Source organism: Microcoleus sp. B3-D2 (assembly GCF_036705345.1).
In the GTDB taxonomy this organism is placed as follows: domain Bacteria; phylum Cyanobacteriota; class Cyanobacteriia; order Cyanobacteriales; family Microcoleaceae; genus Microcoleus.
The window spans coordinates 21,783-35,391 of sequence record NZ_JAUBUG010000069.1 but is presented as its reverse complement, the minus strand read 5'-3'; the positions used below and the strand labels follow the sequence as shown (position 1 = coordinate 35,391).

The following is a 13,609-nucleotide window of genomic DNA, read 5'->3' as shown; positions in this document are numbered from 1 at the left end:
AGAGGTACTGGAATCATAATGAACCCTCCTGTATTTATTGTTTTAAGCACTGCATAGCCCTTAACTGAACCGTATTGAGTTATAACTCACTGTTCATCTTGGTAACGAGAGAAAAAGCAAATTAGGACGCTTGCTGGTGTCCCATCTTGAGGAAGATGGTTTCTAAGTCTTCTTGAGTGCAGTGGAATTCGGTTAGGGGAATGTTGGCGGCGACGAGTTCCCGTAATAAATTTGCGGCATCTTCCGGGCTTCCTGAAAAATCAACGCACACCTGTTGAGTTTCCGGGATTATTGCCCAATTTTCCACCCAAGGAAAGTTTTTTAATGCCGATGTTAGCGCTTCTAATTTATTTCCTAAAACCGACATAAAAATTTGCTGGCGGCTGAGGCGTTTGTAAAGTTCTTGTAACGGTGCGCTTTCGACCAGATATCCGAGTTCCATGATGCCGACCCAGGTACAAAGTTCGGCTAAGTCGCTGAGGACGTGAGATGATATGACTACGGTCATGCCGGCTTCTTGCAAAACTTTGATAATTTCGCGGAACTGCATTCGGGCGATCGGATCTAAGCCAGAAACGGGTTCGTCTAACAACAGCAACAGCGGTTCGTGGATAATAGTTCTCCCCAAACTGAGTCGCTGTTTCATCCCCCGCGACAGGGTGGAAATTAAGCTGTTGCGCTTGTTGGTTAGTTGCACGAGTTCTAACACGGAGTTGATTCGCTCTCGGCGGCGCGGTTGCTGGAGGTTGTAGAGTCGGGCAAAATAGTCTAAATAATCCCAAACAGTCAAGTCGTCGTAGAGGGGAAAGTCGTCGGGAAGAAAGCCGATGCGCTGTTTGAGAATCGGGTGCGATCGATCGCGCAATAACCTATCGCCGTTGATGTAAATTTCCCCTATAGTCGGTTCCTCAGCCGCCGCCAGCATTCGCAGCAAAGTAGTTTTGCCGGCACCGTTGGGGCCTATCAGTCCGCATACTTCACCTGCTGCTACTTGCAAATCGATGTCATTGACGGCTATATGGCGATCGAATTGTTTCGTCAGCCCGCGAGTTTCTATTGCTAGTTGTTTTGCCATGTTTGGAGGGTGAATGAAGTTTTATCCGTGCATTCCTGGCATGAACAGAAGTTATATCAAGTCCGATCGATCCGATCCGTTTTTACATGATGCCATGTCTTGTAGGGGCAGGTTCACCGACAATAATTGCCGAAAACCGACAATCTCATAAACCTGCCCCCGCCAGACGACAAATCGCTAATCTACCGGACAGGATATTACGCATCAACACCAAAGAAACCGGGTTGTTGTCGCTTTTAGGTGCTATAACTAACTATTCCCAAAAAAAAAGCGTTTCCGATCGCCCGTGCGTAAATTGCCCCAATCGGGGTAGGCACGGGGACACTACGCCTACAAATCTTCATGAATGATTGAGAGTTGTTATAGATTAAGTCTGCACGGAAAATTCCTCGGGATCGATATCCCAATTTACCCAGCCAATTGCCTCCCTAGCTGATGTCAGGTTAGGTGGAACTCTCAAAGCGTGAATGAATCCCGTACTCGGACAAGTCATTTTTAACAAACAAATCGGCTCGACATCGGCGTTATCTATTTGTAATAGTGCATATTCCTGCCAACTATCTATTTGTTTTGCTGACAATTCTTGAATTATGCGATCGTAACCAATTCCTTGAATTAACACTCGCCGAACTTCGGCATTCTCTTCTGCTAAAAGCCATTGGGATTGCCATTTATTTGGGTGTACTTTTCCGTATTTTTCAGGCAATCTGACGCCGTGATAATAGTAAAAATTCCATCCATCCGCAAACTCAATGGCAGGTTCTCCTTCCGCGTGCAAGCGATTTTGACTGTCAAAGCGCAGGTGGCGGGGGCGATCGCACACCGCGCAAAACTTTTCAAAGGGAAATATAAAACCGCAATGCTCGAAAAGCAGCTTTTGGCAGTGATGTATTTCTTGAGCCTTTTGGGAAAGATTGACGCCTAATGAAGAGATATACAATTGGGTCAAATAGATTTCTTTAAACAAAGTCGTGGGGGTTTCAGGGGAGCTCAGGTATAACAAATAATTGGGAGAAACATTCCCCTTCGTTCGTTTCGTTTGTTCCGATCGCGCATAACTGCCAACCGATTCGTACATTAGCGAACTCAGTGTGCTGTCTGCTTCGGGCTCGATCGTCATGCGATGGAACTCATACCCCCACACCGGCGGACTTGCAAATTCTCCCACAATCGATGGGGACATCCATTTCCAGTCTAGCTCTTCCCCCAATCTATTGCTGTCCCATTCGTCTGAGCAGTTTTGTGAATGGTCGTGTTCGAGCAAGTTTAAGATTTGGAGATAAGCGTCGCGGGGACTGGTGCAAATAATAACTTCAGGTTCTTCTTTGCCCATAGCAGCGTAGGCAACTTTGACTGCTTCTGTGGCTTTTTGAGCATCAATTGGCCTAGTCGAGAGAGTAAGACGTTTCTGTCCGAGTTCGCCTAACACGCTAATATCGGTAATTCGATTGCCGTAAAGAGACAGTGTTGTCAGATTGGTGAGCGATCTCAAGGCGCTGATGTCGGTAATTTGATTGCTGTTGAGAGACAGTATTGTCAGATTGGTGAGCGATCGCAAGGCGCTGATGTCGGTAATTTGATTGCTGTTGAGAGACAGTATTGTCAGATTGGTGAGCAATCGCAAGGCGCTGATGTCAGTAATTTGATTGCTGTTGAGAGACAGTGTGGTCAGATTGGTGAGCAATCGCAAGGCGCTGATGTCAGTAATTTGATTGTGGTCCAGATGCAGTGTGGTCAGATTGGTGAGCGATCGCAAGGCGCTGATGTCAGTAATTTGATTGTGGCCCAGATGCAGTGTGGTCAGATTGGTGAGCGAGCCGAGAAAGCTGATGTCGGTAATTTGATTGCGCCAGAGATTCAGTGTGGTCAGATTGGTGAGCGAGCCGAGAAAGCTGATGTCGGTAATTCGATTGCTGTCGAGAGACAGTGTGGTCAGATTGGTGAGCGAGCCGAGAAAGCTGATGTCGGTAATTCGATGATTGCTGTCGAGATGCAGTGTGGTCAGATTGGTGAGCGAGCCGAGAAAGCTGATGTCGGTAATGTAATTGTGGTCCAGATGCAGTGTGGTCAGATTGGTGAGCGAGCCGAGAAAGCTGATGTCGGTAATTCTCTTGTTGTCGAGACGCAGTGTGGTCAGATTGGTGAGCGAGCCGAGAAAGCTGATGTCGGTAATTGGATTGCTGCCGAGATTCAGTGTTGTTAGATTGGTGAGCCAGCCAAGGAAGCTGAAGTCGGTAATTTGATTGCCCCAGAGATCCAGTGTTGTTAGATTGGTGAGCGAGCCGAGGATACTGATGTCGGTAATTTGATTGTGGCCCAGATTCAGTGTGGTCAGATTGGTGAGCGAGCCGAGGAAGCTGATGTCGGTAATTCGATTGCTGCTGAGATTCAGTGTTGTCAGATTGGTGAGCGAGCCGAGGAAGCTGATGTCGATAATTTGATTGTGGCCCAGATTCAGTGTGGTCAGATTGGTGAGCGAGCCGAGGAAGCTGGTGTCGGTAATTTGATTGTGACCCAGATTCAGTGTGGTCAGATTGGTGAGCGAGCCGAGGAAGCTGATGTCGATAATTTGATTGTAGTTGAGGTTCAGTGTTGTCAGATTGGTGAGCGAGCCGAGGAAGCTGGTGTCGGTAATTCCATTGCTGCTGAGATCCAGTGTTGTCAGATTGGTGAGTGAGTCGAGGAAGCTGATGTCGGTAATTTGATTGTTGTTGAGATCCAGTGTTGTCAGATTGGTGAGCCAGCCGAGGAAGCAGATGTCGGTAATTCGATTGCTAGCCAGATCCAGTGCTGTCAAATGGGTGAGCCAGCCGAGGAAGCAGATGTCGGTAATTTGATTGTGGCCGAGATCGAGTCTTGTCAGATTGATGAGCGAGTCGAGGGAGCTGATGTCGGTAATTCTAGTGTTGCTGAGATCGAGTGTTGTCATGCTTAAAAGTATCTGCTCCGCTGCTTGTGCGTCATCAGTGCCAGCCTTTTTTAGCAACACTTTAACTGTGTGCCTTGCCTCTTGTGAAAGGCTGTCAATATGCCTGCACCAGTCCGCAAAGCGGCTAAAACTCATTGGCTCGTTTGGTTGTTTTTCGGACATAAAACACTCCGAGATACGTAATGGGGCATGGGGCAGGGGGCATGGATAATGATAATACAGGTGACTGTTGACTGTTGACTGTTGAATATTACAAATCGCCCTTGCGTACCTTCTATTACTGAATTAAGTCTTCTATTTCAAATCTTCCAGCTTCATCCGAGGATCGACAGCTTTTAGCAGCAAATCTGCCAACAAATTCCCAACCATCAACCTCGTCGCACCCATCATCAAACTTGCCATTACTAAATACAAATCTTGAGTGTTCACCGCTTCCAAAGTAAGCTTTTCCAAACCCGGCCCCTTAAAGAAAAATTCCGCAATAAACGTACCGCTCAAAAAACTAGCTTGCCTCAAAACCCAATAGAGTAATCAACGGATTAACAGCATTCCGCAAAGCGTGAACGTAAATTACTCGATCGTCCGGCAAACCTTTCGCCCTTGCTGTGCGGATGTAATCTTGACGCAGCACGTCCAAAAATTGTCCGCGCATCAATCTTTGCAAACCCGCAAAACCAGTAAGGCCCAGGGCGACTGTTGGCAAAATTAAGTGCCAGCCGTAATCGAGGATTTGACCCCACATTCAGTAAGTCAGCGCGATCGATACAAGTCATTACTCCGACGGGAAACAGAGGCGAAGTATTTTGAGCAAAAAATAGCAGCAGCAACCCTGTGATCAAGCTGGGAAATCCTTGTCCCCTGTAGCTAACTACTTGTAGAAATCCATCGCCGCAATTATATCAAGTTTGCACGGAAAATTCCTCGGGATCGATATCCCAATTTACCCAGCGAATTGCCTCCCTAGCAGATGTCAGGTTAGGCGGCACTCTCAAAGCGTGAATGAATCCCGTACTCGGACAAGTCATTTTTAACAAACAAATCGGCTCGACATCGGCATTATCTATTTGTAATAGTGCATATTCCTGCCAACTATCTATTTGTTCTGCTGACAACTCTTGACAAATGCGATCGTAACCAATTCCTTGAATTAACACTCGCCTCATTTCGGCATTTGTTTCTGATAAAAGCCATTCTGCTTGCCACAAATCGGGGTGTACTTTTCCGTATTTTTCCGGCAATCTGACGCCGTGATAATAGTAAAAATTCCATCCGTCAGCAAACTCGATCGCAGGTTCTCCTTCAGCGTGCCAGCGGTTTTGACTGTTAAACCGAAGGTGGCGGGGGCGATCGCATACATAACAAATCTTTTCAAACGGAAATATCCAACCGCAATGCTCGAAAAGCAGCTTTTGGCAGCGATGTATTTCTTGTGCCTTTTGGGAGATATTGATGCCTGATGAAGAGACATACAACTCAGTTAAATAGATTTCTTTAAGCAAAGTCGTGGAGGTTTCAGGGGAGATCAGGTCGTACAAATAACGGGAAAAATCATGCTCTATAGTTGGTTCCGATCGCCCATATTCGTCAGCAAATTCCCTCATTAGCCAAATCAGTGTGCTATCTGCTTGGGAATCGATCGTCATTCGGTCGAGCTCGTAACCCCACACCGCCGGACTCGCAAATTCTCCCACAATCGATCGGAACATCCATTTCCAGTATAGCTTTTTCCCCGCTCTATTCCAGCGCCATTCGTTTGAGCAGTTTTGTGAACGATCGCGTTTCGGCAAGTTGAAGATTTGGAGATAAGCGTCGCGGGGACTGCTGCAAATAATCACTTCTGGTTCTTCTAGGCCAATAGTTGCATAGGCAATTTTGACTGCTTCTGTGGCTTTTTGAGCATCAATTGGCTTAGTCGAGAGAGTCAGACGTTTCTGTGCGAGTTCACCTAACACGCTGAGAGGGGCAATTTGATAGTAGTTGGAATCGATGTCTGTCAGATTGGTGAGTGATCGTAACGCGCTGATGTCGGTAATTTGATTGCTTCTGAGATGCAGTGTTGTCAAATTGATCAGCGAGCCGAGGGAGCTGATGTCGGTAATTTGATTGTTGTTGAGATAGATCTCTGTCAGATTGGTGAGGGAACCAAGGGAGCTGATGTCGGTAATTTGATTGTTTTTGAGATACAGTCTTGTCAGATTAGTGAGAGATAGCAACGCGCTGATATCTGTAATTTGATTGTCCTCCAGATACAGTGTTGTCAGATTGGTGAGCGAGCCGAGGGAGCTGATGTCGGTAATTTGATTGCAGTAGAGATACAGTGTTGTCAGATTGGTGAGCGAGCCCAGGAATCTGATGTCGGTAATTTGATTGTGGTAGAGATACAGTGTTGTCAGATTGGTGAGCGAGCCCAGGAATCTGATGTCGGTAATTTGATTGAGCCTGAGATCGAGTGTTGTCAGATTGGTGAGCGAGCCGGGGAAACTGATGTCGGTAATTTGATTTTTTTCGAGATTCAGTGTTGTCAGATTGGTGAGCGATCGGAAGACGCTGAAGTCGGTAATTTGATTGTAGCTGAGATCGAGTATTGTCAGATTGGTGAGCGAGCCGAGGAAGCTGATATCGGTAATTCGATTGCTTCTGAGATTCAGTGTTGTCAGATTGGTGAGCGAGCCGAGGAAGCTGATGTCGCTAATTCGATTGTCGCTGAGATTTAGTTCTGTCAGATTGGTGAGCGAGCCGAGAGAGCTGATGTCGGTAATTTGATTGTTGTTGAGATGCAGTGTTGTCAGATTGGTGAGCGAGCCGAGAGAGCTGATGTCGGTAATTCGATTGTTGTTGAGATGCAGTGTTGTCAGATTGGTGAGCGAGCCGAGAGAGCTGATGTCGGTAATTCGATTGTTGTTGAGATGCAGTGTTGTCAGATTGGTGAGCGAGCCGAGGAAACTGATGTCGGTAATTCGATTGTTGTTGAGATGCAGTGTTGTCAGATTGGTGAGCGAGCCGAGGGAGCTGATGTCGGTAATTCGATTGTCGCTGAGATCCAGTCTTGTCATGCTTGAAAGTATCCGCTCTGCTGCTTCAGCGTCATCCGTGCCAGCCTTTTTTAACAACACTTTAACTGTGTGCCTTGCCTCTTCTGAAAAACTGTCAATATGCCTGTACGCGTCGGCAAAGCGACTAAAACTCATTAGACATCTCCTAACAAGCCTGTTAAAGGCAGGCAGGATGCCTACCCCACAATAATTATAGGAGATGTCTATTGGCTCGTGTGGTTGTTTTTCTGACATAAAACACTCCTAGATGGGGAATGGGGCATTGGGCAGGGATAATGGGAATACTGTTGACTGTTGACTGTTGACTATTACAAATCGCCCTTGCGTACCTTCTGTTACTCAATTAAGTCTACTATTTCAAATCTTCCAGCTTAATCCGAGGATCGACAGCTTTCAGCAGCAAATCCGCCAACAAATTCCCCACAATCAACATCGTCGCACCCATCATCAAACTTGCCATTACTAAATACAAATCTTGATTGTTCACCGCCTCCAAAGTCAGCTTTCCCAAACCCGGCCAATTAAAGAAATATTCGGCAATAAACGCACCGCTCAACAAACTAGCAAACTCAAAACCCAATAGCGTAATCAACGGATTAACAGCATTCCGCAAAGCATGAATGTAAATTACTCGATCGTCCGGCAAACCTTTAGCCCGTGCTGTTCGGATATAATCTTGACGCAGCACGTCCAAAAATTGTCCGCGCATCAATCTTTGCAAACCCGCAAAACCAGTAAGGCTGAGGGCGACAGTTGGCAAAATTAAGTGCCAGCCGTAATCGAGGATTTGACCCCACCAAGGTAAGTCTGCGTGGTCGATGCTTGTCATTCCGCCGACGGGAAACAGAGGCGAAGTATTCTGAGCAAAAAATAGCAGCAGCAACGCTGTGATAAAGCTCGGAAATCCCTGTCCGGTGTAGCTGACTACTTGCAGAACTCGATCGACTGTACGGTTTTGATTGACGGCCGCGACAATTCCCAAGGGAATCGCGATCGCCCAAGTTACAATCAAAGATGCGATCGCCATTAATAACGTCGCCGGTACCCGTTCCCACAGCAGCGAAGCTACCGATCGCTGATACACAAAACTCGTGCCAAAATTCCCCCGCGTCACAATTTGTTGCAGCCACAGCCAATACTGCACAATCGCTGGTTTATCTAAGCCGAACTGCTGTTCGAGTTGCTTGAGTGTCTCCGGCGAAATCTTCGGATTTTGGCTCAATGTATCCAAGTAATTTCCCGGTGCTAGCTCAATAATTGCAAAACAAAGAGCCGATGCCAAAAATAGGGTTAAAAGTGCCTGCAACAGTCGCTTTAAAACATAAGTAAATGTCTCGCTGCCAAACAGAGAATTCAACCTTCGCCAATTTCGATTCAATTTAATAGAAGTCATAGGATTTTAGATTTTAGATTTTAGATTTTAGATTTGAAGAATTGTGAATGATATTAATTCCGGTTGCATCGGAATGATTTAACCACAGAGAACGCAGAGATCGCAGAGAAAAAGAAGAGAGAGATGAATAATTCCGATGCAAAGGTCAAGGATATTATTTGTCAGTAGTTTTTATTCAAGTGTCAGCAGTCAACTGTCAACTGTCAACTGCCAACAGTTAACTAACTAATACTCCACTAGCGTGACGATCGGCACATCGGGCAATTTCTGCCTGCCACCCAAAGCCTGCAATTCAATGATAAAAGCAAAACCGACAAGCTCGCAGCCAGCTTGTTCCAACAATTTAGCCGTCGCCGCCGCTGTTCCGCCAGTGGCGATTAAATCGTCCACAATCAGCACTCGGCTGCCCGATGCCATCGCATCTCGGTGCATCTCCAGCCGATCGACACCGTATTCCAATTCGTACTCAGCAAAATGAACCGCACCGGGCAGTTTCCCTGGTTTGCGGACAGGAATAAAGCCTATTCCCATTTTATAAGCCAAAGGCGCGCCAAAGATGAAGCCCCGAGATTCCATGCCCACCACATAGTCAACAGACATTGCAGAGCATTTTTCCGCTAAGCTGTCAATGGTGTAGCTGAGCCCTTGCGGGTCGCGCAGCAAAGTTGTAATGTCTCGAAACATAATTCCCGGCTTTGGGAAATCAGGAATGTCGCGAATCAGAGATTTGAGATCCATAAGCTTGCAGATCGGCGTTGAGGGTAACGAGACATCAAAAATGCTACAATAATAACGTCAAAATTTAAAAAATTAAAAATAAAAATTAAAACTAAGAGCTTCTTTAATTTTTATTCTTTAATTGCTTAATCCTTTACGTACTATGTAAACAAATGTCATAATTCCCTAACAAGAGGGTTGAATATCAACATTTGTCACCCTATGATCTAAAGTCAAAAATCTAATATCTAAAATCCAATGATTAAGTTGGCAGCACGAGTGGGTGAGGTTTCTCCTTCTATAACCTTGGCGATCGCCGCTAAGGCTAAAGCCATGAAGGCCGAAGGGATTGATGTCTGTAGTTTGAGCACGGGAGAACCCGACTTTGATACCCCCGAACACGTTAAAGCAGCGGCAAAACAAGCTTTAGACGAGGGGAAGACTAAATACGGCCCTGTGGCTGGGGAACTGCAGTTAAAAGTTGCGATCGCCCGCAAACTCCAATCCGACAACAATCTCAACTATCAACCAGAAAATATCATTGTCACCAACGGCGGCAAACATTCCCTCTACAATCTGATGATGGCTCTGATCGAGCCTGGAGAGGAAGTAATTATTCCGGCTCCCTACTGGCTGAGTTACCCTGAAATGGTTAAACTCGCCAGCGGTAAGCCAGTAATTGTACAGACTGATGCTTCTACAGCATATAAAATTACACCGGAACAACTGAGTCGAGCGATTACTCCCAAAACCAAGTTATTTGTACTGAATTCGCCTTCTAACCCGACGGGAATGGTGTATACTCCGGCGGAAATCAAAGCCTTGGCCGAGGTGATAGTCGATCGAGATATTTTAGTCGTTGCTGACGAAATTTACGAAAAAATTATATATGACGACGCCCAACACGTCAGCATCGGTTCCCTGGGCAAAGAAATCTTCGATCGCACCCTGATCAGCAGCGGTTTTGCTAAAGCTTACTCGATGACAGGCTGGCGAATCGGTTATTTGGCCGGGCCGATCGAATTAATCAAAGCCACCAGCACAATTCAAGGTCACAGTACCTCAAACGTGTGTACCTTTGCACAGTACGGCGCGATCGCAGCTTTGGAAAGCAGCCAAGAATCTGTCGAAAAAATGCGTCAAGCTTTTGCCGAAAGGCGTCAGGTAATATTTGAATTACTCGATGCTATCCCGGGAATTAGCTGCATCAAACCAGACGGTGCTTTCTATATGTTTGTCAACATCAGCAAGACTGGAATGAATTCTTTGGAATTTTGCGACGCTTTCTTAGAACAGCAGCAAGTAGCAGTTATTCCGGGGATTGCTTTTGGTGCAGACGACCACATTCGCTTGTCTTACGCCACCGATTTAGGCACAATTAAAAAAGCCGTAGAAAGGCTCGATAAATTTGTCCGCAGCATCTAAAAATTAGTCTGTTGACTGTTGACTGTTGACTGTTGACTGTTGACTGTTAACGGTTAACGGTTGACTGTTAACTGTTAACTGTTAACTGTTCACAACTGACAACCAACAACTGACTAATCACTAAAGCTGTTTAGTCATAATCTCTTTGAGCAAATCCAGCCCCTTCTTAACTCGCCGAGAAACAGTCACCGCACTGATACCTAAGCGTTCAGCCGTTTCTTTCTGCGTCAAATCGTAGAGAAAAACAAACTCCAATATCTCGCGAGTCCGTTGTTCCAACATAGCCAAAGCTTGCTGTACGCGAATTTGATCCTCTTGCGCCAACTGAAAACTCCGATACTTAGTATCGGGCACCAATTCTCCCAGACAAGTAGCCCCCTCATCCTCATCTTGCATCGGCGCGTCCAAACTCAGAGGCGATCGGTTGAGATGGGCCAACTTAATTTCTTGCCATTCTTCTAAAGAAACCTCAAGGACTGCTGCTACTTCAGCATCCGTAGGTTTGCGGTTTAACTGCACCTGCAAATCCTTGATCGCTGCTACTGATTTGCGTTCCAGGGACTGCCAGTGGCGGGGAAAGCGCACAGAAGGGCTTTTGTCCCGCAAGTAGTGTTGAATTTCGCCCCGTATGTAGGGAATTGCAAAGGAACTAAAAGCGTGTCCCTTCGCGATCTCAAACCGCTCGATCGCCCTGATCAACCCCATACATCCGACTTGCAGCAAATCGTCATAGCTTTCACCGCACTGGTTGATCCAGTGGTAAACTTCTTTTCTGACCAGTCCAATATTCAGTTTAACTAACTGATTGCGGATTTCATTCGATCCAGAAATTTGGTACTCGCGCAACAATTGGAAATTTTCGCTTTTTAGCTCGTTCGGCACTGTGGTAGACATGGTGACATAAGGGTTGGTAGAGCAGAGGACGGAGGTTGCTTTAGATCTAGCTTCTTATCTAGTCTAAAACAATTCACTTTTAGCTAGTGTAATCCTAGCACTTAATAGGTGTGATACCGGACACACCAGTTTAACTTTCGGAACGTGAACGGATTTAGCGGGATTATCAGAAGGTTTTCGGCATAAGGCAGACTTTTACCAGGTAGAAGGCCTTCAACCGAATCCCCAATTTAACCAGGTTTTTTTAAAAATATATTATAAGCTGAAAGCGCTTTGACTACAATACTTTAATTAATAAAAAATCCCAACTTCATAACTTGCCAATCACCACAATTCAATCATAAATTTAGTCATTAGTCAACAGTCCTAAGTTATGTTGCTCAAGACTGTTGGCTAATGAAGAGCGAGCAGTACCTTTAGGATAAAAAACTACTCAAGTTCGATCGATCCAGAAAGCCAATTTTACGATACTGAAGGCTCAATGCGAGCGTAAAACAAACCCCGAATTTTCACGTCCAGAGCGGGTCTAGCTCCCAAATCAGTATCAGAAGGCTGCGTACTCTCAAAAATTCCGCCGATTTCGCCAGTGGCGCTGTTGACTTTAGCAACTTGGAGAGAAATTTTGCCAGCTTTGGTGCTGGTGTCAGCTACCTTAACATTAGCCCGCACACGTTTGGAATTGTCAGAAGCCGGAAGCGCTACAGCATTGTCATAGCCAGTCGCTACCCCGCGACCTTTAGGGTCTAAAAAGCCTGCGCTGCGGTAAGAAGGAACGTTAAACTCCCCTCTCAAATCGGTGGAAGTATTGATAGCAACCACTCCGGGCTCGGAACTGGCTACCAGTTCTTTAATAGTGAACAAGAAAGGTACTTGCTCTCCGCCCGGTAATTGAATCGTAATTGCTTGAAAGTCCAAGCCGTCCTCTTCTTTGAAAGTCAGAGTCCCGTCATTACCCACCTTGAGCGTACCTTGAACTTGGTCAATGCTCGAGGTGAACCGCGTCAGCAATTTACCAGGCACAAATTCCGCTTCTTGGCGTTTGTTTGCTGGTTCTTCCTTGACAAAATAAGTTGTGGGCTGCAAACACAAACCACTCAGTTTATAGGTGCCACCCGCTTCGATGGGGATCGAGCCCCGAGAAGTTTCTGCCAAGCTAGGGCAGTTATTAGCCAAGCCAGTACCTCTAATCTCGTCGTAGGTGAGCAACTCGGTAGTCGCCACCGTCGTGTCAGAAGCAGAAGAACAAGCAACCAGCGCACTCATGCAAAATGCTAAAAGTGCAACAATTAAAGCACGATATTTCATTGCCAACCTCAATATCCAACATCGGATTATATTAAGAAAAAGCCCTACTTCGAGCAAAATATAATTGCCCGCCGGCAGGCTAGGCCAGCGCTTAGGGCAGCATTTAGATCCAGATCGCTCGCTTCACAGACACCGGCATTGACTCAAAAAATCAAGCTAGTGCGCCGTGAAAATAAGCATGAACTTATGATTTCTCAATCATGTTCGGATCGCAGCCCAATACACATGGTACGACGGGTGGTGCTCTTTTCCTGACTTGGACTGCAAATTAATATTGCTTAAGTCAACCTACTTAAGTTACTTTGCTTATGGCCCCGAATGACGATCGCGACTAGCTCGATTAGTCGGTTGACCAAAAGGCTGGGGACAAAGGCCTTGTAGATTTCAAAGGAAGCAGCGGTATGGACAACGGCAAAGATTTAGAGTCAGAAAAGTTGCAGTCTCAAATGCAATCAGTGACAGAGGCGATTCGGACTTTAGCCGAAAGTTGTCAGGGAGACAGTCTGCTGCTTTTGGCCCTGCTGCGGAGGCTGGAAGCTTCGCACCGGGAAATTCGGGACGGTTTGTTTCAAGCGTCTTTTCCCGACAACCGCCAAGCACTTTACAAACTGCTCAGGAATATTGAAGCCAATGGCGGCTGGCCTTACATCCACCGCATGAAACTTCGATCGCTCTTGGGGTACACCCAACAATTATTATCTCCTCTAGAAGATTCTCCAGCCGAGCCGCCAGAAGACTCGGCCGAAACTCCCCAGGACGTTAAATAGTTTTGAGTGATGAGTTTAGTGAGTTTTACATTAACTCATCACTCATCACTG

7 protein-coding genes and 5 pseudogenes are annotated in these 13,609 nt (G+C 46.1%); 2 read left to right on the top strand and 10 right to left on the bottom strand.

Going from position 1 to position 13,609, the window contains the following annotated elements; translation table 11 throughout:
• Window positions 1-121: 121 nt before the first annotated feature.
• The 8 genes and pseudogenes from QUB14_RS22560 to QUB14_RS22530 all read right to left on the bottom strand — a co-directional run bounded on the left by QUB14_RS22560 (window position 122) and on the right by QUB14_RS22530 (window position 9,188).
• Complete coding sequence (locus tag QUB14_RS22560) at window positions 122-1,075, bottom strand: ABC transporter ATP-binding protein (RefSeq protein WP_333061090.1); 954 nt, start codon at window positions 1,073-1,075, stop codon at window positions 122-124.
• 367 nt (window positions 1,076-1,442) lie between these two features.
• Window positions 1,443-1,952 (bottom strand): annotated as a pseudogene (locus QUB14_RS28800) (DUF6745 domain-containing protein); the annotation flags it as partial.
• A gap of 558 nt (window positions 1,953-2,510) precedes the next feature.
• Window positions 2,511-4,004 (bottom strand): annotated as a pseudogene (locus QUB14_RS22550) (leucine-rich repeat domain-containing protein); the annotation flags it as partial.
• A 294-nt stretch (window positions 4,005-4,298) separates the two neighbouring features.
• Window positions 4,299-4,891: pseudogene (locus QUB14_RS22545) on the bottom strand (ABC transporter permease); the annotation flags it as partial.
• Between the two features lie 12 nt (window positions 4,892-4,903).
• Window positions 4,904-5,410, bottom strand: a pseudogene (locus QUB14_RS28795) (DUF6745 domain-containing protein); the annotation flags it as partial.
• 588 nt (window positions 5,411-5,998) lie between these two features.
• A pseudogene (locus tag QUB14_RS28790) lies at window positions 5,999-7,057 on the bottom strand (leucine-rich repeat domain-containing protein); the annotation flags it as partial.
• 352 nt (window positions 7,058-7,409) lie between these two features.
• On the bottom strand, window positions 7,410-8,450 hold the full coding sequence (locus QUB14_RS22535) for an ABC transporter permease (RefSeq protein WP_333219425.1): 1,041 nt from the start codon (window positions 8,448-8,450) through the stop codon (window positions 7,410-7,412).
• Window positions 8,451-8,675: 225 nt separating this feature from the next.
• Window positions 8,676-9,188 carry an adenine phosphoribosyltransferase gene (locus QUB14_RS22530; RefSeq protein WP_190663270.1) on the bottom strand — a complete coding sequence of 171 codons (513 nt, stop codon included), beginning with the start codon at window positions 9,186-9,188 and terminating at the stop codon, window positions 8,676-8,678.
• A gap of 237 nt (window positions 9,189-9,425) precedes the next feature.
• On the opposite strand from QUB14_RS22530, the gene QUB14_RS22525 reads away from it, so the two are divergent.
• The gene (locus QUB14_RS22525; protein WP_333219428.1) at window positions 9,426-10,592 is read left to right on the top strand and encodes a pyridoxal phosphate-dependent aminotransferase; all 1,167 of its coding nucleotides are present in this window, start codon (window positions 9,426-9,428) and stop codon (window positions 10,590-10,592) included.
• 120 nt (window positions 10,593-10,712) lie between these two features.
• On the opposite strand, the gene QUB14_RS22520 is transcribed toward QUB14_RS22525, so the two are convergent.
• Together QUB14_RS22520 and QUB14_RS22515 are read right to left on the bottom strand one after the other, a co-directional pair.
• Window positions 10,713-11,486, bottom strand: coding sequence for an RNA polymerase sigma factor SigF (locus tag QUB14_RS22520; protein ID WP_333219430.1), 774 nt, complete (start codon window positions 11,484-11,486; stop codon window positions 10,713-10,715).
• A 462-nt stretch (window positions 11,487-11,948) separates the two neighbouring features.
• Complete coding sequence (locus QUB14_RS22515) at window positions 11,949-12,791, bottom strand: photosystem II manganese-stabilizing polypeptide (RefSeq protein WP_006630984.1); 843 nt, start codon at window positions 12,789-12,791, stop codon at window positions 11,949-11,951.
• A 401-nt stretch (window positions 12,792-13,192) separates the two neighbouring features.
• Between QUB14_RS22515 and QUB14_RS22510 the strand changes: the two genes are divergently transcribed.
• Window positions 13,193-13,558 carry a hypothetical protein gene (locus QUB14_RS22510; RefSeq protein ID WP_190663272.1) on the top strand — a complete coding sequence of 122 codons (366 nt, stop codon included), beginning with the start codon at window positions 13,193-13,195 and terminating at the stop codon, window positions 13,556-13,558.
• The last annotated feature ends 51 nt before the right edge of the window (window positions 13,559-13,609 follow it).